This is a genomic window from Syntrophomonas sp. (assembly GCF_028707975.1).
GTDB lineage: Bacteria > Bacillota > Syntrophomonadia > Syntrophomonadales > Syntrophomonadaceae > Syntrophomonas.
Window position 1 is genome coordinate 40,948 of sequence record NZ_JAQVZX010000004.1, and the last position, 19,225, is coordinate 60,172.

14 protein-coding genes, 1 other RNA gene, 1 pseudogene and 1 other annotated feature are annotated in these 19,225 nt (G+C 47.2%); of the genes and pseudogenes, 2 read left to right on the forward strand and 14 right to left on the reverse strand.

From position 1 onward, the window contains the following. Positions 1 to 13: 13 nt before the first annotated feature. The 14 genes from mraZ to recJ form a co-directional block, all read right to left on the reverse strand. Complete coding sequence (gene mraZ / locus PHP87_RS01220; protein WP_299917513.1) at positions 14 to 445, reverse strand: division/cell wall cluster transcriptional repressor MraZ; 432 nt, start codon at positions 443 to 445, stop codon at positions 14 to 16. Between the two features lie 316 nt (positions 446 to 761). Beyond that, positions 762 to 1,190, reverse strand: coding sequence for an ACT domain-containing protein (locus tag PHP87_RS01225; RefSeq protein WP_299917514.1), 429 nt, complete (start codon positions 1,188 to 1,190; stop codon positions 762 to 764). Positions 1,191 to 1,201: 11 nt separating this feature from the next. Next, positions 1,202 to 2,521, reverse strand: a complete 1,320-nt coding sequence (locus PHP87_RS01230) for a phenylacetate--CoA ligase family protein (RefSeq protein WP_299917517.1) — start codon at positions 2,519 to 2,521, stop codon at positions 1,202 to 1,204. Positions 2,522 to 2,889: 368 nt separating this feature from the next. Beyond that, positions 2,890 to 3,612 carry a tRNA threonylcarbamoyladenosine dehydratase gene (locus tag PHP87_RS01235; RefSeq protein ID WP_299917519.1) on the reverse strand — a complete coding sequence of 241 codons (723 nt, stop codon included), beginning with the start codon at positions 3,610 to 3,612 and terminating at the stop codon, positions 2,890 to 2,892. A gap of 5 nt (positions 3,613 to 3,617) precedes the next feature. After that, positions 3,618 to 3,792, reverse strand: a non-coding RNA gene (gene ssrS / locus PHP87_RS01240) — 6S RNA. Between the two features lie 96 nt (positions 3,793 to 3,888). Continuing rightward, the gene (gene aspS, locus PHP87_RS01245; protein WP_299917522.1) at positions 3,889 to 5,649 is read right to left on the reverse strand and encodes an aspartate--tRNA ligase; all 1,761 of its coding nucleotides are present in this window, start codon (positions 5,647 to 5,649) and stop codon (positions 3,889 to 3,891) included. A 14-nt stretch (positions 5,650 to 5,663) separates the two neighbouring features. Continuing rightward, a complete protein-coding gene (gene hisS, locus PHP87_RS01250; RefSeq protein WP_299917525.1) occupies positions 5,664 to 6,932 on the reverse strand; it encodes a histidine--tRNA ligase in 1,269 nt (422 codons plus the stop codon). Positions 6,933 to 7,228: 296 nt separating this feature from the next. Beyond that, entirely contained in the window at positions 7,229 to 7,657 is a 429-nt protein-coding gene (locus tag PHP87_RS01255) for a radical SAM protein (protein ID WP_299917528.1), read from the reverse strand. Positions 7,658 to 7,863: 206 nt separating this feature from the next. Continuing rightward, entirely contained in the window at positions 7,864 to 8,697 is an 834-nt protein-coding gene (gene pheA / locus PHP87_RS01260) for a prephenate dehydratase (RefSeq protein WP_299917531.1), read from the reverse strand. Beyond that, entirely contained in the window at positions 8,697 to 9,539 is an 843-nt protein-coding gene (gene aroF, locus PHP87_RS01265; protein WP_299917534.1) for a 3-deoxy-7-phosphoheptulonate synthase, read from the reverse strand. Before aroF ends, pheA begins: the two co-directional genes overlap by 1 nt. A gap of 350 nt (positions 9,540 to 9,889) precedes the next feature. After that, positions 9,890 to 10,143, reverse strand: a binding site (T-box leader). A 185-nt stretch (positions 10,144 to 10,328) separates the two neighbouring features. Then, positions 10,329 to 10,952, reverse strand: coding sequence for an MBL fold metallo-hydrolase (locus tag PHP87_RS01270; protein WP_299917538.1), 624 nt, complete (start codon positions 10,950 to 10,952; stop codon positions 10,329 to 10,331). Positions 10,953 to 11,178: 226 nt separating this feature from the next. Continuing rightward, positions 11,179 to 11,628: a D-aminoacyl-tRNA deacylase gene (gene dtd / locus PHP87_RS01275; protein WP_299917560.1), complete on the reverse strand. Its 450-nt coding sequence runs from the start codon at positions 11,626 to 11,628 to the stop codon at positions 11,179 to 11,181. Continuing rightward, positions 11,603 to 13,807 (reverse strand): bifunctional (p)ppGpp synthetase/guanosine-3',5'-bis(diphosphate) 3'-pyrophosphohydrolase, encoded by a 2,205-nt coding sequence (locus PHP87_RS01280; protein WP_299917541.1) that lies wholly within the window; start codon positions 13,805 to 13,807, stop codon positions 11,603 to 11,605. Before PHP87_RS01280 ends, dtd begins: the two co-directional genes overlap by 26 nt. A 5-nt stretch (positions 13,808 to 13,812) precedes the next feature. Continuing rightward, positions 13,813 to 16,692: a single-stranded-DNA-specific exonuclease RecJ gene (gene recJ / locus PHP87_RS01285; protein ID WP_299917544.1), complete on the reverse strand. Its 2,880-nt coding sequence runs from the start codon at positions 16,690 to 16,692 to the stop codon at positions 13,813 to 13,815. A 207-nt stretch (positions 16,693 to 16,899) separates the two neighbouring features. Here recJ and PHP87_RS01290 point away from each other — a divergent pair, with 207 nt between their 5' ends. After that, positions 16,900 to 17,985, forward strand: coding sequence for a PRK06851 family protein (locus PHP87_RS01290; protein ID WP_299917547.1), 1,086 nt, complete (start codon positions 16,900 to 16,902; stop codon positions 17,983 to 17,985). Positions 17,986 to 18,336: 351 nt separating this feature from the next. Beyond that, positions 18,337 to 19,225: pseudogene (locus tag PHP87_RS01295) on the forward strand (polynucleotide adenylyltransferase); the annotation flags it as partial.

The window sequence follows — 19,225 nt, forward strand, 5'->3', positions numbered from 1 at the left end:
AAGCTAAACACTCCTATATTCCCAGATCAACCAGACTTTCCGCAATTTCTTCGTAGGATGACTGCGCATTCTCGTTATAGTCTGTCCATTTTTCTGTAGACCAAATCTCCACCCTGGTACCTACACCAATTATTATTACATCCCGGTCAATCTCCGCATATTCCCTGAGGTTGAGCGGCAGTACCGACCGACCTTGCTTATCCAAATCCAACTCCGAAGCTCCTGAGAAAAAAAAGCGCACAAAAGAACGGACATCCGCCCGCGTGAACGGAAGTGAACGCAATTTCTTCTCAATATCCTGCCATTCATCCTGGGGATAGAGAAAAATGCAATTGTCCAATCCCTTGGTAGCCACGAATTTGTAGCCAAGCTCTTCGCGGAATTTTGACGGGATCGTAATTCTGCACTTTTCATCCAGTGAATGTTGATATTCGCCCAAGAACATCTGTTCTGCCCTTTCTGAGCTACTTATTGGGATTCTGCTCCACTTTACTCCACTTTACTCCACCTTATTCTATTCACCCCAAGCATTATCCTTCTTTGTGAAATTATTTACTAATATCCATATCGGCTCCTCATCAAGTCCAAAGCCTTGTGCTTACTTTATTTGAGCGCATTCGGCATTTTTTTTTGCAAAGAAAAAATTGCACTCTTGCCCCATAAAAAACCAGCCCCTGGTCCTAAGCCTAATGTCCAAAAAATAGACAAAAAAAGAGCCGAGTCTCCTTACTCGGCCCAGAATATTTGACAATAATAATGATTTATAGGCGGTAGAGCTGGGTTTCTTCCAGGAACTTAATCCCTTTTTGCCGGAATATTTCCGTAGTTTTTTTGCTGTCCTCTACCTTTAGAATTACCAGAGCATCATCGCCTGATGTCCCAATAAAAGCATACAAATACTCAATATTAAGATTATCCTCATGCATCTGCTCCAGTACCGCTGCCAGTCCACCGGGGGAATCAGACACCTGAACTGCCAATACATCCGTTTCGCTAACGGTAAAACCGTTTTCCTTCAAAACCTGATAGGCTCTATCCGGATCATTGACTATCAAACGCAATATGCCAAAATCAGAAGTATCCGCAATTGACAGGGCTCTGATGTTTATTCCCGCAGTCCCCAGAACCCGGGTAACATGAGAGAGCCTTCCCGCCTTATTCTCCAAAAATACCGAAATCTGTTTAGCCATGCTTTCCCTCCTTACAAATTTCTCTTGTCTATCACTCTTTGAGCTTTACCTTCACTCCTGGGTATGGACTTGGGTTCGACCAACCTTACTTTCACCCCTATGCCCAAATTGCTCTCCAAATCTTTACGAATTAACCCCCCCAGTTCTTCTAATTTGCGCACTTCATCACTGAATAAACGCTCGGAAACCTCTACCTGCACTTCCAGTTGATCCAGATTGCCCTTCCGGTCCACTATCAACAGGTAATGAGGTTCCACTCCGGGAATGTTGAGCAGAACGCTTTCCACCATGGAGGGAAAAACATTTACCCCCCGAATAATTACCATGTCATCAGAACGACCGAGAACCTTTTGCATCCGTGCATGGGTTCTCCCGCAATCACAACATGTTCTCACGATGGTAGTGAGGTCACGGGTCCGGTATCTGATCAAAGGCAGCGCTTCTTTGGTAATGCTGGTAATAACCAGTTCACCCGGACAACCATCCGGCAAAACTTCTTCGCTTACAGGGTCAATTATCTCGGCTAAAAAATGATCCTCAGCAATATGTAGACCATTTTTACAGGAGCATTCAATGGCTACTCCAGGACCAATAATTTCACTTAAACCATAAATATCAAAAGCATCTATCCCCAGTTTATTCTCTATTTCCCGGCGCATGCTCTCTGACCACGGTTCGGCTCCGAATACCCCCGCTTTTAATTTTAAATTCCGCAGATTAATACCAGCCTCCTGCATAGCTTCGTACATGAATAAAACATAGGAGGGTGTACAGGTAAGCAGCGTGGTTCCAAAATCCTGCATCAGCATCACCTGCCGGCGGGTATTGCCGCCGGAAGTAGGGATAACCGAAGCCCCAATTCTCTCAGCTCCATAGTGTACTCCCAAACCGCCAGTGAACAGTCCATAGCCGTATGAATTCTGAATTACCGCGTTTTTCGTAGCTCCAGCACTGGTCAAAGCCCGCGCCATCAGCTCAGCCCATATTTCAATATCTCGTTTGGTATAACCAACAACCGTAGGTTTTCCAGTGGTTCCGGAAGAGGAATGAATCCTGACCACTTCGCTCATAGGTACGGCAAAAAGACTAAAGGGGTAATTATCACGCAAATCCTGCTTGGTGGTAAATGGTAGTCGCTTTAAATCATCCAGGCTCTGAATATCTCCTGCTGTGATACCAGCCTGGCTTAGCTTCTCCTTATAAGTAGGAACGAAGGCATAGGTTCTGAATACAGTTTCTTTTAACCTTCTTAGTTGTAGTTTTTCCAGCTCTTCCCGGGGCATACATTCTTTTTCCTGGTCCCAGTACAGCATTATTTCTACCTCCTTCATTAATTTTCCTCCCTTGACATGGGGACGGGGTTGTTGACAACTTATTTACCCTTTACCCCTCAACTTTGCTCACTAACCCCCCATGGTCGCAACCTTAATAGTGACATCCGAAGGATGGAGCACCAGGCGTACCCGAAGGGTGATGGGTGCAGGGCCACAACACCAATGAAAATAGGAGGAATTCTATTTTCGTATTAACCCCCATGTCCCGAGGTCACAAGCACTTATGCAGAGTGAGTTATCTGCGCAAATCAGCGTCCAATAACCCCCTGTAATACCCCCATTTTCATTGGTGGTTATGTCCTCCACCCTGCGGGTACTCTGGTGTTGCACCCTGCGGGCACCACTGATGCTCCCTACGGTCGCTATTAAGGATGCGGGCATGGGGGGTTAGTATTTTTTATCAACTGCTTGACCGCATAGCTGGCCAGCAATAAACCGGCAGCAGCAGGAACAAAAGATATGCTGCCCAGCCTGGTTTCACCGGAATAAGTGGTTTTAACCGGGGTCTCCCGCGAGTAAACCACCGGAACTCCCTGCAGGATATTTTCCCGGCGCAGCTCTCTTCGCAGTTTTCGAGCCACGGGACATATTGAACTGTCTTTAATATCGGCAATAGTAAGCAGGAGGGGATCAAGCCGGTTGGCTGTACCCATAGAACTGATTACAGGAATCTTCCTGTACAGGCAGGTTTTAATCAGATGAATCTTATCAGGAAGGGTGTCAATAGCATCCAGGACAAAATGAATTTCTTGACCCAGGATCTCAGTACTACTTTCTTCACAATACCTGTTTGGATACTTGCTTAGCTGGAGTAGAGGATTGATATCCCGTAACCTCGCGCCTATTACTTCGGTTTTTAACTCCCCCAGAGTGGAATTAAGGGCAGCAAGCTGCCGGTTGATATTACTGGCCTCAACCCGGTCAGGATCACATAAAATAATCCTGCCAACTCCGGAGCGCGCAATAGCTTCAGCCGCATATGAACCAACACCGCCAAGCCCAATTACCACCATGCAGGAATCGCGAAGCATCCTCATGGCCTCCTGGCCTATTAATAATTCTGTCCGGTGAAAAATTCTTTCACTCATCGCACAAAAACCCCACCGAGCCGTGATGCCGTAGTTTTAACCTGCTCAGCAGGTAGGTGCCCTCCCGCTTATTTATTGTGTCCCGCTGAAGCGGGCTTACAAGCCATAGACGGAGACAGGCTCCCTTAATTTTTGTGTTGGCAAAAACTTAACAGCTATTCACGCACACAGCAGGGATTTCCTTGTTCATGTCTTTTCTCAGGTAAATAATATCACAGAACATCGGCTTCTTCAAGACATTGGCTCTGTTATTATTCGCCACCATTTCCATTTCTGCTATTTTTCTCTAATCCTAAGGGCCAATTCCCGCAGCTGCCTGGGGCTTACTTCAGAAGGAGCTTCAGTCATGGGACAAGAGGCGCTCTGCGTTTTGGGGAAGGCCATTACATCCCTTACACTGTCTCTAGCAGCCATAAGCATCAGAAGACGATCCACTCCAAAGGCAATGCCGCCGTGAGGTGGAGTACCGTATTCGAAAGCCTCTAACATGTAACCGAATTTATCCCGGGCTTCCTCCTGGCTCAAACCCAGTATAGAAAACATCTTCTCCTGCCATTCCCGCCGGTGTATACGGATACTTCCTCCACCTAATTCAGTCCCATTAAGAACCAGGTCGTAAGCCCGGGCCTTCACCTGTCCCGGTTCATTATCCAGCAGGTCAATATCTTCCAGGCGTGGTGAGGTAAAAGGGTGGTGCTTGGCCTGGTAGCGTTTTTCCTCCTCATCGTATTCCAGGAGGGGGAAATCGGTAACCCAGACAAAATTCAACTTGTTTTCATCAATAAGGCCCATCTTTCTACCCAACTCCAGGCGCAGGCTGCCCAGGACCCGGGCTACGATATCAGCCCGATCCGCTCCAAAAAGAATAAGATCGCCGGCTTCAGCTCCCGTTGCCGCCAAAATTTGCTTGATTTCCTCTTCACTTAAAAACTTGGTAATGGGTGAGCGCAGTTCATTTTCCTGCACCAGTATCCAGGCCATGCCTTTGGCTCCGTTTTCCACCGCCATAGCTCCCAGACTGTCAATTTCCCGGCGGGTGAATGAAGCGCATCCTTTAGCATTCAGCGCCCGGACCACACCTCCGGATTGCAGAGCCGAAGCAAAGACCTTAAACTGGGTATTCCGCAGCATTTCACTGAGCTCCACTATCTCCAGGCCAAAGCGTAAATCGGGTTTGTCCGAACCGTACTTTATCATAGCATCATCATAGGCCAGACGCGGAAATGGGGTTTCTATCACCTTACCCATAGTTTTAAGAAAGATTTCGGCCATCATTTCTTCTACCAGTATGATAATGTCCTCTTCATCAACGAAAGACAGCTCCATATCCAGTTGAGTGAACTCCGGCTGACGATCAGCTCTAAGATCCTCATCCCGGAAACAACGGGCAATCTGGAAATATTTCTCCATTCCGGCCACCATAAGTATCTGTTTGAATATCTGCGGAGATTGGGGCAAAGCATAGAATTCGCCGGGGTGAACGCGGCTGGGTACCAGGTAATCCCTGGCCCCTTCAGGAGTGCTTTTCATCAAAATAGGAGTTTCTATTTCGATAAATCCCCGGGCATCCAGGAAGTCGCGCATGCATTTGACCACCCGGTGTCTTAACAGCAGGTTGTCCCGCATCTCAGGCCGCCGTAAATCAAGATAGCGATATTTTAGGCGCAGGTTTTCATCAACATCTATATCATTCTCAATATAAAAAGGAGGAGTCTTGGCCGGGCTTAAAACTTCCATCTCATCTACATAAACTTCGACCTTGCCGGTTTTTAGCTGGGGATTTTCCGTGGCCTCAGGCCGAAGAGAAAGCTTACCCTGCACGGCTATCACATACTCGCTTCTGACCTGTTCCGCGAGATGAAAAGCCTTCTGCTGAACTTCCGGACTGAATACCAGCTGAATAATGCCGGATCTATCCCGCAAATCAACGAAAATCAAACCGCCATGATCCCTTCTGGTGTCTACCCAGCCATTAAGCACTACTTCCCGTCCTACCAAGTGAGTATCCAGCTCGGTGGCATTATGAGTTCTTTTCATCAATGTTTCTCCTCCTACTTCGCTTCTATAACACATCTAATGCTGCTAATCAATTCTTCCTGACCCAGCTGAAACTGTTCTTTATTTTGCATATCCCGCAGGGTCCAGAAGCCCTTTTCCACTTCCTCTTCACCCACCAGAACCACGAACCTGGCAGCAGTTTTGCCAGCATACTTCATTTGAGCCTTGCCACTTCGGCCCCCATAGTCCTTATCCGCCCTGATACCTTTACGGCGGAGTTCATTAAGCAGTTGCAATCCCTGCATCTCATAGGAATCATTCATCACTACCACAAAAGCATCCAGTGAGGGTTGGGAAAACTCGCGTTTACCCAGCCTATCAAGGGCCAGCAACAAGCGTTCCATCCCCAGGGCAAAACCGATTCCCGGAATGTCTGGTCCGCCCAGCGCTTTTACCAGACCATCATATCTCCCCCCACCACCGACCGCGCTCTGCGCCCCGATGCCGGGAAGGTGAATCTCAAAAGCAGTATTGCTGTAGTAGTCTAGTCCGCGAACCAGATTGTTGTCATGAATATAGCTTATCCCGTTATCCTCCAGGGCAACTTTGACCCGGCTGTAATGCTCCTGGCAATAAGGGCAAAGACTATCATAAATGGTGGGATATCCGACTATAGCCTGGTGACAAGCCTCGATTTTGCAGTCCAGAACCCGCAAAGGATTCTGGAAGTATCTTTGCCGGCAGTCCTGGCACAGCCGCTCTTTAAGCGGGGCAATGTAGTGCAGCAGCTTTTGCCGGTAGGCATCCCTACATACTGAACAACCAACCGAGTTTAAGTGTAATTCATAATCTGATAAACCCAGACGAGAAAATATTTCTACCAACAAGATGATGACTTCGGCATCAAGATAGGGATTATTGCTGCCAAAAGCCTCTACCCCGAATTGGTGGAATTGCCGGTATCTTCCGGTCTGCGGGCGGTCATAACGAAACATGGGTCCCTGGTAGTACCACTTGACCGGCATTACTCCACTGAAAACTCCATGCTCAATTAGGACCCGGGCGCAGGGGGCGGTACCCTCGGGTCGCAGGGTCAGGCTGCGCTGGGAACGGTCATTAAAAGTGTACATTTCCTTGCTGACAATGTCAGTTCCCTGGCCTACACCCCGCTGAAACAACTCGGTATGCTCGAATAGCGGAGTTCTAATTTCTCTGAAGCCAAAAGATTCAGCGCTATCCTTCATAATTTTTTCTATATACTGCCACTTAACAGAATCATTGGGTAAGATATCATAGGTTCCCCTGGGGGCTTTGACTTGCATATATACCCCTCCGGTCAGTAATTTGCCAGGTTCCGCTGCAAGTTTTTTACTACCAGCAGATCGCTGTAGCTTAGTTCAATGTTTCTCCAAGCTCAGCGATTATCCTTGACTCCAGGGTTCTTTGCAGCGAAACCATTCCTTGGATAATTCTAATTTAAGGCCTGAAGCTTGTCAACTTTGCCCGTTATGAGCCTTTCCACCGCTTCGATACTACTTTCCACCTCGCCTACCCGCTGTTCGCGATACTCTGCTTGCCTCCCAGCAGCGCCATAGGCGATCCCCTTTTCCAGGCCAGACTATGGAGCGTAATGTTCTCCGGTTCCAATTTTAATTTCTTCTGCTGTATGCATAATTTCCCGGATGACTTCTCCGGGAAGTCCTACGATAAGATCCATATTTATTTTTTTAATTCCTGCTTTTCTTGCCCATTCTACCGATTGCACCACTCCTTCCGCATCATGCTTCCTCCCTATCCTTCTGAGGGTAGCATCATTCATGGTTTGAGGATTAATGCAAACCCGGTTCACTCCGGCCTCCTGCATCAGCTGGAGTTTTTCCAGAGAAAGAGTATCGGGTCTGCCTGCCTCTACAGTAATCTCTTCGCAGGCAGTAGATATAAATTGTTGCTGCACAATAGCTAATAAACTCTCCAAATCTTGAGAAGAGAGCACTGTAGGGGTACCTCCACCAATATTAAATACATCGAACTGAAATTCCCCTATCATGCCAAATAATCCCCAATGACATCCATTTCTCTAAACAAAGTGTTCAGGAAAGGAGATATGTCTCCCTGGTAGCTCTTAAGTTCAGCAGTGGTAAAGGAACTTCTTTCTTCAAACAGCTTAAGCTTGACTCTACTCCAAAAACTCCTCTTCTTGCATAAGGGTTGTATAAATATACAAGCGAGCGTTAGCGAAGCATGGCTCCCAGCTTAGTCCTGCAAAGTTTTTTCCGGACGACAGGAGGAGTACGAACCCAGATATTTTACCGAAGTGCATTGTTTGTGCAATTCCTTCAGCAGTTCCTCAATCCTGGCTTTGCTAGACCGGTTCTCAACCTCGATGTAAAAAGAATAGCTGCCCTTTAGCAGTTTTCCCGGACGCGATTCTATTTTAATCAAGTTCAGGTTGCGGCGGGCAAATATCTCCAGTGTATGATAAAGGGCTCCCGGTCGATCAGGCAGAGTAAAAACTATGCTGCTTTTCTCCCCCTCTTGTCCTGGTGCTTCACCAGATTGAACATGAACAAATCTGGTGAAATTGTCCCCGTCCTGGATATTGTGCTGAATCACTTCCAGGCCATAGAGGCTGCAGGCCAGGCTGTTGCCAATACATGCCGCTCTCCTTTCCTCACTCCTAACAATTTTCGCCGCCCGTGTGGTACTATCGGTTATTTCCTGCCTTATTTCCGGCAAATAGCTCTTAATGAAATTTTGGCATTGCATCAATGCCGTGGGCTGCGAAACCAGGAGTTCAATATCAGCAAGGTCCAGTTTTTTTCCTGCCATCAGCTGCTGTCTTACCGGAATACTAATTTCACCCATTATATATACATTGCTCGATTCCAGCGCCTCCATACACAGGTTTATGGAGCCTGCCAGGGAATTTTCTATCGGTATTAAAGCCCCTTCAACCTGTTTCGTAATTAGTAAAGTAAATATTTCAGGAATGCTCCGCGCCAGGACATAATCCTCCTGCTCGCTCCAGTACAAATGAGCAGCTTCTTCACTGAATGTTCCTGCCGGGCCTAAAATAGCATAGGCCATTACCTTAACCTCCTTCCTATAGCTCGGGCCACTGGTTCAATCTCGCGCATCATAGTACTGAAGCCCCGGGGGGTCAATGATTGTTCCCCATCGGAAAGGGCTTTTTCCGGCTGTGGATGTACCTCCACCATCAAACCGTCCGCACCTGCTGCAATGGCTGCCCTGGCCATGGGGCTTACCAGGCTCCTTACCCCGGTAGCATGGCTGGGATCTACCATAACCGGCAAGTGCGACAGCTGCTTGACCAGAGCCACTGCGGAAAGATCGAGGGTATTGCGTGTCCAGGGCTCGACAGTACGAATACCCCGTTCACATAGTATCACCTGGGAATTTCCTCCGGCCAGAATGTATTCTGCCGCCAACAACCATTCCTCAATACTGGCGGACATGCCCCGCTTTAAAACCACCGGCTTCTTGAGCTGCCCCAATTTACGCAACAAAGCGAAGTTCTGCATATTGCGCGCCCCTACTTGCAAGATATCCGCATAATCGGCCAATAGCCCGATATCCTCGCTATCCATTATCTCGCTTATCACCGGCATGTTCATATACTCACCCACTCGGGCGAGTAGTTTTAAGCCCTTCTCCCCCAACCCTTGGAAGCTATAGGGAGAAGTCCTGGGTTTGAAAGCTCCCCCCCTCAGCATAGCTGCTCCCGCTGCCCGCACCTTGAAGGCCGTTTCTTTTAAAACTTCTTCACTTTCCACCGCACAAGGTCCGGCTACGACCATCAACTGTTCTCCGCCAATCTTACAGCCCTTCACTTCAATCTGAGTTGATTCACTCTGATAAATGCGGGATACCAGTAATTCACCATCTTTTTGGGCTAGCAAATTTTTCATCTCCAACACTCCTTTACCTATTATTAACCAGCACCCATACCGGCAACATTAATAGCGACCGTAGGGAGCCTCAGACGCTCCCGCAAAGTGCAGAATACAAGCACGGATGCCCCCCCTCACACCTCACCTAAACAAAAAAACTCTCATCCCCAAAGGGACGAGAGGTCTGCTTGACTTCCCGCGGTACCACCCAGTTTGGCTAAAGCCCACTCCATAAAGGATACGGGACTACTGTAAGTGAAATTTTAAGCGATTTAAGATTCTGGTTGGAAGATGATGAAAGCTTAAAGAGCACTATCGCTGCAACATTAAAGCAAGCAACTGAGCGGAAATAAAAAAGCTTCACATCCTACTGGGACGAGAAGCTTCTGCTGCCCGCGGTACCACCCAAATTACCATTACAGGTCCGCTTAAAAGATACAGGTTAATCCGATATCCCCTCCCTTTTAACGGTGGAAGCTCCGCCACGACCTACTTGCCAAGCGTTTCAGCCGGGTGCTCCAAAGTGAACTTCACTCCGCTTCCTTATAGAGATGCTTACAGCCGGTGGCATCTCCTCTCTGCATAACTCCGCGAAGCTACTTTACTTCTTCATCGCATTTTGAAATATATATTTTGATATTATCACAAGAATTAAGTATTTGTAAAGGCATTTGCAAATACTTCACAAAAAAAGTGAGGTGTGAGGGGTTGAGTGCCGGACATGAGGGGTTGCCCTGCATTTTCACCGGTGCTTGTGTCAAATAAGTCCGGGGCCTATCCCCGGACTTATTTGACTTATTTGATTGCTCAAGTCAAAAACGGGTTGTGCATCCTCTCAAAGCCAATAGTCGTTGCCGGTCCATGTCCGGGATAACAAACAGTTTCATCATCATAACGAAAGAGCTTTTCTTTAATATTTTGAATCAATTGCTTGTAAGAGCCGCCCGGGAAATCTGTACGCCCAATCGAACCCTGGAACAAAGTATCTCCTACAAAAATAATATTTCCCGTTTTAAGACAAACCCCTCCCGGGCTATGTCCAGGAGTGTGAATCACTTCTAACTCCACAGTATTACCTATCTTTATAATATCGCCTTCCTTGATCAATTGATCGGCGGGAGGACTTATAACCTTACTTCCCATCATAAACGAAAAATTGGAAACGGGATTAACCAGCATTTTAGCATCACTTTCATGAATGAGGATTTTGGCCCCGGTAGCATCCTTTATGGCCTGGTTGGCTCCGATGTGATCGATATGGCCATGAGTATTGATTATATACAGCGTTTTGAGTCCTTCTTCCTCCAACAGATTCAGTATGGCCCGGGCATTCCCCCCTGGGTCTATGACCGCCACCTCTTTGGTTTCTTCACACCCGACAATATAGCAGTTGACCATCATACTGCTTAGTTCCAAACCCCTTAATATCATATCAATACTCCTTTCGAAAATGTTTAAATGGCCTATGATAAGCCTTTAACAAAGCAGAAGGCCCTGCTCCCGTCCAAGGTTTATCATAAGCCTCTTACTTGGTCGTCGGTCGTCAGACATCAGAAGGAAAGGGGGTTATTTCCTACCCCTTCTCACTATATAACAAGCGCTTATAACTCACTTTTCATCGGTGGTTGTGGAAAACTCATTTTATGGCACAAGGCCGTTAGAACAACTTTTCGCTATCCAGTAAAATGGTACAAGGTCCATCATTTTCAATGCTCAATGACATTTCCGCTCCGAAGGTTCCGGTTTCCACCTGCACACCCCAGTTCCGAAGACAATCAACACAGTAATCAAACAGCGGTTCGGCTAATTCCGGCAATTCAGCCTCAGAAAAACTGGGCCTGCGGCCTTTGCGGGCATCACCATAAAGGGTGAACTGGCTTACCAGGAGTAATTCCCCCTGGATGTCCAGCAGAGAACGATTCATCTTCCCCTCTTCATCGGGGAATATCCGTAAATTAACCATCTTATCCACCAGGTAATCACCATCGGCCTTGTTGTCCCCCTTCTTAATACCCAGCAAAACCATAAGACCCTGCTTTATTCTTCCTCGCAACTCACCCTCTACCCTTACCGTGCTAAAGCTAACCCTTTGCACTATGGCCCGCAAGCGATTCACCTCGCATTTCCCCCGGCAGAACCCTCCGCACTTCCAGTACATCTTTAACATTTTGGATGCGCTGAATCACGGCATGCAGCCGGCTCATATCCTTGATCTCCAGTTTAAGGTTTATTACTGCCTGGTTGTTTTTGGTACTCCGGGAAAAAACCGAATTAATCTGAATTCTGGCTTCGGCAATCTCATTCATCACATCTGTGGTCAGCCGCACCCGGTCAAAAGCCTTTACTTCCAGTTCCACATAATAGATACCGCTGCTATCCGCCCATTCAACTTCCAATATACGGTCTTTCTCATTCTGCAGATAGTTTTGCATATTAGGACAATCTTCACGGTGCACCGACACCCCCCGCCCCCGGGTAATATAACCCAGAACCCGGTCTCCCGGCAAGGGATTACAGCAGCGGGCCAGCCTCATGGCCACATCATCCACACCTTTTATGCGCAGTGCGGTAGTTACCCGATCCTTGGCCGCAGTCTTGCTTTCCTCCGCAGCAGGAACTATATCCTCCACCTGAAGGTCGGGAAAATAGATTTCCTTTTGCTTGTTCACCACCTGCAGGGCGGAAAGCACACCGTCCCCAACGGCTGCCAGCAAATCCTCCGCCGCATTAAAGCTTAGTCTTTTTACCACTTCCAACAGTTTATCTTCCTTAAGTAGCTCTTTGGGGTTCAAGTGTTGTTTCTTTAATTCCTTCTCCAGCAGATCTTGACCCCGGATAATGTTTTCCTGGCGCTTTTCCCGGTTAAACCATTGCCTTATTCTGCTCTTAGCTGAAGAAGTCTTGACAAAATTCAACCAATCGCGGGAGGGGCCAGTCGAGTTTTTGGAAGTTAAAATCTCCACGATATCCCCATTTTCCAGCGGTAAATCCAGTGGTACAATACGCCCGTTAACCCGAGCACCGGTACATTGGTGCCCTACCTCGGTATGAACCCGATAAGCAAAATCCACCGGGCAAGCACCTTTGGTAAGTTCAAAAACCGCCCCTTTGGGTGAGAAAACAAAGACCGTATCATCAAAAAGGTCAATCTTTAAAGATTCCATAAACTCACTGCTGTCTTTGATTTCCTGCTGCCATTCCAGTATCTGCCTCAACCAGGATAACTTTTCATCGAATTTTCGCTCCCGCGGATTGTAGCCCTCCTTGTAACGCCAGTGTGCAGCGATACCATATTCAGCAGTACGATGCATTTCCACAGTACGGATCTGCACTTCAAAAGGCTCACCCCCCCGACCAATCAAGGTGGTATGCAGTGATTGATACATATTAGCCTTGGGCGTGGCAATATAGTCTTTGAAACGACCGGGCAGCGGTTTCCACATGGTATGAATAATACCCAGCACCCCATAGCAATCCCGGACATCTTCAACTAAAACTCGAATGGCTATCTTATCATATATTTCTTCAACATCTTTTCCCTGTTTAATCATCTTTTTGTAAATACTGAATATATTTTTGGGGCGGCCTTTAATATCAGCATCGATATCAATCTGATGAAGACCAACTTTGATTTGCTCCACCAGGTCATTGACATAATTCTCCCTCTCCCGGCGTTTCTGTTTCAGTCGTTTGGCCACCTCATAGTACATTTCCGGTTCCACATAATAAAAAGCCAGGTCTTCCAGTTCCCATTTAAAACGAAATATGCCTAAACGATGAGCCAGCGGAGCAAATATCTCCATAGTCTCACGGGCGATTTCTTTTTGTTTAGCTTCACCATGGTAGCTTAGAGTCCGCATATTGTGGAGTCTATCCGCCAGCTTTATAATGATTACCCGAATATCTCGTGCCATGGCAATGAACATCCGCCGCAGGTTTTCAACCTGGGCATCCTCCCGAGATTTAAAATCTATTCGGGTAAGCTTGGTGACACCATCTACCAGCAAGGCGATTTCTTCACCAAACTCCTTGAGTATGTCCAAATAGCTCACCGGAGTGTCTTCAATAACATCGTGCAGCAGGGCAGCGCAAATCGAAGGAATGTCCATTTCAATATCCGCCAATATGAGAGCAACTTCACACGGGTGAATAATGTATGGCTCCCCGGAAATCCTTTTTTGCCCCTGGTGAGCTTGCTCCGCCACCCTGAAGGCTTTCGCGATCATAGCAAAATCATTATCGGGATCATATTCACTTACTCTCTTGATTAGAGCTTCACAACTCATGTTCATCACCATTTTAGAGATTTATCTATTTGCCTTTCTAGTTCTTGATAGTGTTTTTTTTCCGCCTGTCCTTCTAGATAATAGGGGGAATTGGCGAGATTAATTGTAGAACTATCAGGCTTATGCAACTTTATTTCAATAATACTACCTTCTTTTCGCCAACGGCACAAGTCCAGCTCCCTCAATATATGCAGAACCGACAGTAATTTTCCCCGGGTAAACTTTTCGGATAACGCCGGCCAGTTATTCAAATCGAATATAATTGGATTCTGTTGCAATTCGATCAACTGGCGGAACCAGGCTTTAACCTCCGCCAAATCAGGATAGACCCGGTTTAGATAATCCCAATTGCTTTTTATACCCTGGCTATCAAACAAAGCTAGTACCGGCTCCTCGCTGCTGGCAGTCATTTGCCCCCGGACGGAAAAAGCTTCATAAATACTAAAAGGTACATCGGCGAAAAACAGCCTTTCGTTAAGCCGGTTTTGGGGAAATATGCCGGCAAATACCCCGTCCGATAAGAATACGGAGGCTCCAGCCTTAAGACCTGATTGATACAAGCTTCGTATCCGTTCAAGCTCCCTTATTCCGCTTTGAACAATAGCCTGGGGCCATCGCCGCTTTAAGCTTTCCACCGTCTTTTTTCTATTGGTATATATCCAGGCGGGGGAAGGGGAGTCCGCTTCCCAATCTGCTTTCTGCCAGCAAATTTCTTCTATCTGGGGATATAAGTTTTCTCGTTGAAGACCTTGATCATATTCCAGCAACTTCCCTTGTCCTGGCCATAACTCCAGAACGAGGCGGAGATTTTGGGGAAAAGTGTTTTTTCTTAAATAATACCGACAATAAGCTCGGGTCATCAGATAGATGCGGGGCCGTCCCTGCCTGAACATATTTTCCGTCTCCAGTCTCTCGCCGCTATCCATCAAACCGTGCAACGCTTGCAAAACAGTTCTATTAAAATAATTCTCCAAAACAACCAGACTGCGCTTTAGTATGCGGGATGTAGGATAAATAAAAAGAACGGGCCTGCCCTTTTTCAATTCCTCCATACTAGCAACCAACAGCTCTGCAACCCTTTGCAATTTATCCTGGACTGTGCTAATCCTATCCGGCATAAAGCTGCATTTTATGTCTTTCACTTTGAGCTGTATCCTTTTATGCCCCCGGAATTCATTTTCCGTTAATTCAAAAAGCAGATCCTGACAGGAATTTCGCCACGGTAATTCCATATATTGCGGACGGTTGAAAGCTATGCCCTCCAGTTCACCCCGTTCCGTTTCCGTTTTAAGTTTGAAATGCTCCCGCCCTTTGCCTATAAGAGCAGCCGATTTAATCGCCACCCGGCGCAACAAAAAAAGCGGTAGCGGATTACCTTCCCCACAAGGCTGCAAAAGCTCCAGTTCTTGAAGCAAAGCTTCATTAATGTCAGCCGGCTTGATTTCAGCATCTATCTTTCGCTCGGAAGGTTTAAGCGATGAAAGCCCTTGAGCCGCCGCCCATTCCAGAATTTTTCCTTTAAAAGCAGAGAAGTTCCTGCGCTCCAGCCTTAAACCGGCCGCCATTTTATGTCCCCCGAATTGCTGCAGAAAGCCGCCAGCGTAATCAAGGGCCGCAAATATATCCATTCCCGCTATGCTGCGGGCTGATCCCTTGCCGTAGTCACCCTCCCAGGAAACTAAAATACAAGGCCGCCGGTAGCGTTCGCTGAGCCGTGAAGCCACTATGCCAATAACCCCATCATGCCAGTTTTCTCCACCCAATAGCAGTATTGGTTCCTTCTCCAGATCAATATGCTGTTCGATTTCGGCCACTGCTTCCTGAAATATCGTCTCCTCAATTCCTTTTCTCTCTTCATTAACCCGGCATAAAAAAGCCGCCAGCGCAGCGGCCCTTTCTTCGTCCTGGGCCAGGAGCAATTCAATGCTATTTCTGGCGCTATTAAGCCTCCCGGCTGAATTCAATCGTGGACCCAATACGAAAGCTATGTGCCAGGTCCTGAGCGTCTTGTCTTCCAGGACTGTTTCCCGCAGTAAGGCCCGCAAGCCTTGGCGGCTCGATTGCTCAATCTTTTGCAAGCCATACTTAACCATTATCCGGTTGTCACCCCGTAGCGGGACAATATCCGCTACCGTAGCCAGGGCTACCAGCTCCAGCCAGTTGTAGAGCTCTTCCTGCTCCATCTTTTGCCGGCACAGGGCTTCCGCCAACTTAAAGGCTACCCCTGCCCCCGCCAAATCCCTGCACCCTGCTTCTCCCCCCAGTTTGGGGTTAATTATGGCCACGGCTAAAGGAAGCTCATCCAGCGGTGTATGGTGGTCGGTTATAATGAGATCCATTCCCAAATCACCAGCCTGCTGGCCTTCCGCCAGCGATGATATGCCGCAATCCACGCTTATCAATAGCCGACAGCCTTCACCGGCCAGCTTTTCTATGGCATCGCTATTTAATCCATAACCCTCGGAGAAGCGGTCGGGGACATAATAGCTACAATTGGCTCCCAACAGCTGCAGGCATTCCAGCAGTATAACAATACTGCATACTCCATCAACATCATAGTCGCCATAGACCACTATCCTTTCGCCCGCCGCTATGGCCTGTTCTATCCTGGCCACCGCCAAATCCATATCTTTAAGCTGGAAGGGGTCACTGAGATCCTCCAGCTTCCCATACAAAAACCGGCTGGCCTCCTCAGTTCCGCAAATCCCCCGCTTCACCAGTATTTCGGCCAGCAGGCGGGAAACTTCCAGATCCCCGGCCAGCTTTTCCGCCATCGCTTCATCATATTTCCTATGTATCCAACTTGCCATCATTTCTCCTCGCTGTCTGCTCACTAACTCCCCATGCCCTTCTCCAATCAGATCCAGGTAAATCCAGGGTTTCATGTTTTTATTCTACCATATCTTTGCTGGAACAGGAGCACCTGGCTTATTCCCTGTAACAATAACCGCAGCTTATAGCACTTATCCAAAAGCAATCACTGCTCGAAAATAGGGAATGCAGATATGAATTGCCAGAATATTACGGGAGTCAGACCACCAAAAACACATATATTTATAGAAGAAGAGAAAAAAGCAATGGGGGTGCCATCATTGGGAAAACTGAGACATATGTATCCAGGTGCTAACAGCTGTCGCGGCTTCTACTCTTTCTACCAATATATGCTCTGGCCGGAAGGCGAAAGGAAAATAATCCTAAAGGGTGGTCCCGGGGTAGGGAAATCTACTTTCATGAAAAAAATTGGGGAGGAATTCTCCTCCCGGGGTTTGGATCTAGAATACCACTGGTGTTCATCAGATAACCAATCCCTTGATGGGGTGGTAATTGGGCAAAAGGTATGCATCCTCGATGGTACCGCACCACACGTGGTTGACCCTCTTTTTCCGGGAGCAGTAGATGAAATACTGAATCTGGGCGATTTCTGGGACAGCCGGATTATTAAAGAACATAAGAATGAAGTGATAAAACTTGGCCAGGAAATTTCCCGCTGTTTTGCCCGGGCTTACCTGCGCTTGCAGGAGGCTGCAGTTGCCTATGAAGAATGGCAATCTTACTATAAAGAAGCCCGGGACCTGGCAGCGGTTAAGCGCAATATTTTAGCCTTGAGCCAGGAGTTTTTACAGGGCTGTTCTATTTCCCCCTATGAAGCACGGCATCTATTTGCTGCAGCTATCACCCCGGCAGGACCGGTAACCCGAATAGAAAGCCTTGTTGATAATGATTATTCACTATACGCCATCAAGGGCAGTCCCGGCAGTGGCATTAAGGAACTACTAGACCATGTCGCTTATATGCTGAAATTGCAGCAGTTCTATGGAGAAGTCTACCATAGCCCCTTCGAACCTCAAGAAATCGATCTTATTATTTTACCGGAACGAAAAACCGCCTTGCTCGATCTCTCTTCCTGTATTGTTAACTACGGAGACAGAATATTGGCTAAGCAGAAACGACTGCTGGATTTTGATGAGCTTATTCAAAGATCACTGATAGACCCTCATGCCAGGAGAATACTTGGCGCCCGCAATCGCTTTGATAAATCTCTACAAGAAGCAGTAGAATTCATTCGTACGGCCAAGCAATATCATGATGAGTTGGAATCCCTCTACATCCCCGCCATGGATTTTGCTGCCCTGGAAAACTTGTGGGACACAAGGGGACAGTTCTATTGTGTCCCCTAATCCCTTGCATCCGATAGAATCCCCATTGTTTCCAGATTCAATTACCATGTTGTTTTCCTATAATTATAGGGCGACCGGCGCAATAGATACTGCAACAGCCTTCCTCTACGGCTAAAAAAGTATGGCCCCAAGGCGGTTGGTCATTCATAAATATGTGGTGCTTTGATCATTAACGAAAGCCACCCGGGAACCCGAAGTACGGCCACAGGTTTCTTCAGAGTAGCCAAGCCTGGAAAGCAGGAAAATCATAAACCGGGCAGGCAGCTGTTTAATAACAATGGGCAGGATATAAAGCAGTTTTTGTAGAAGTGTTTAAATGTGCTAATTTCTATTAAAACAGGGGGTGGCAGGATGAAAATCAATATGCCCGAAAATTTACAAACGATTCTTAACAAGCTTCAAAGTAATGGTTGCCAGGCTTACATCTACGGTGCCTGCATCCGAGATTACCTGCTGGGTAAAGAACCTATAAGCTGGGATATCACTACCAATGCCCTGCCTAATGATACTATAGTTGTTTTCGATGAAAATGAAGGTTTTACTGCCATTCCTTCCGTAGAGGATTACGGGATAGTTACAATACATTTTAAAGGGGAGAGCTATCAGGTAAATGCCTTCCGCACCGGGGAAGAAAGGCGATTCGCCGATGATATCAATGAGGATCTGCTGCACAAGGATTTTACTATGAATTCCATTGCCTATAATGAACAGGCGGGAGTAGTGGATCCCTATAATGGAGTAGGAGATATTGAAAAGCGCTTAATCCGCTGTGCTCAAAACCCCTACAAACAAATACAGGAAGATAGCGCAAGAATTCTGCGAGCGGTTAGATTTGAATCCCAGTTGGGATTTGAAATTGAAGCGGAATTACTACAGGCTATGAAGGATTTAAAAGACAGTGTTCCTGCCAGTGGGTCGGCAAGGGTTCGCAACGAGTTTATCCAGATCCTCTTAAGTGAGCTGCCTTCCCAGGGCATACGCAGGCTTCTGGAACTGGGCTTGCTGGAGAGGCTTATTCCCGAGCTTATGCCTGCCATAGGTTTTGATACCCGCAGCTCTTATCATGATAAAGATGTTTTTGAACATAGCCTGGCGGTTTTAGATAATACCGAACCTAACCTGACTTTAAGGCTGGTAGCACTCTTGCACGATATTGACAAGCCCAACTGCCTGACCATAGATGAAGACGGGGAGGGACATTGCTACGGTCACGCCAGCGGCGGCAGCGAGATGGCCCGGA

What these genes read in the sequence shown, in the direction of transcription:
- mraZ (WP_299917513.1), bottom strand. Translation starts at nt 445, where the DNA reads ATGTTCTTGGGCGAATATCAACATTCACTGGATGAAAAGTGCAGAATT.
- PHP87_RS01225 (WP_299917514.1), bottom strand. Translation starts at nt 1,190, where the DNA reads ATGGCTAAACAGATTTCGGTATTTTTGGAGAATAAGGCGGGAAGGCTC.
- PHP87_RS01230 (WP_299917517.1), bottom strand. Translation starts at nt 2,521, where the DNA reads ATGAAGGAGGTAGAAATAATGCTGTACTGGGACCAGGAAAAAGAATGT.
- PHP87_RS01235 (WP_299917519.1), bottom strand. Translation starts at nt 3,612, where the DNA reads ATGAGTGAAAGAATTTTTCACCGGACAGAATTATTAATAGGCCAGGAG.
- aspS (WP_299917522.1), bottom strand. Translation starts at nt 5,649, where the DNA reads ATGAAAAGAACTCATAATGCCACCGAGCTGGATACTCACTTGGTAGGA.
- hisS (WP_299917525.1), bottom strand. Translation starts at nt 6,932, where the DNA reads ATGCAAGTCAAAGCCCCCAGGGGAACCTATGATATCTTACCCAATGAT.
- PHP87_RS01255 (WP_299917528.1), bottom strand. Translation starts at nt 7,657, where the DNA reads ATGATAGGGGAATTTCAGTTCGATGTATTTAATATTGGTGGAGGTACC.
- pheA (WP_299917531.1), bottom strand. Translation starts at nt 8,697, where the DNA reads ATGGCCTATGCTATTTTAGGCCCGGCAGGAACATTCAGTGAAGAAGCT.
- aroF (WP_299917534.1), bottom strand. Translation starts at nt 9,539, where the DNA reads ATGAAAAATTTGCTAGCCCAAAAAGATGGTGAATTACTGGTATCCCGC.
- PHP87_RS01270 (WP_299917538.1), bottom strand. Translation starts at nt 10,952, where the DNA reads ATGATATTAAGGGGTTTGGAACTAAGCAGTATGATGGTCAACTGCTAT.
- PHP87_RS01280 (WP_299917541.1), bottom strand. Translation starts at nt 13,807, where the DNA reads ATGAGTTGTGAAGCTCTAATCAAGAGAGTAAGTGAATATGATCCCGAT.
- recJ (WP_299917544.1), bottom strand. Translation starts at nt 16,692, where the DNA reads ATGAAACCCTGGATTTACCTGGATCTGATTGGAGAAGGGCATGGGGAG.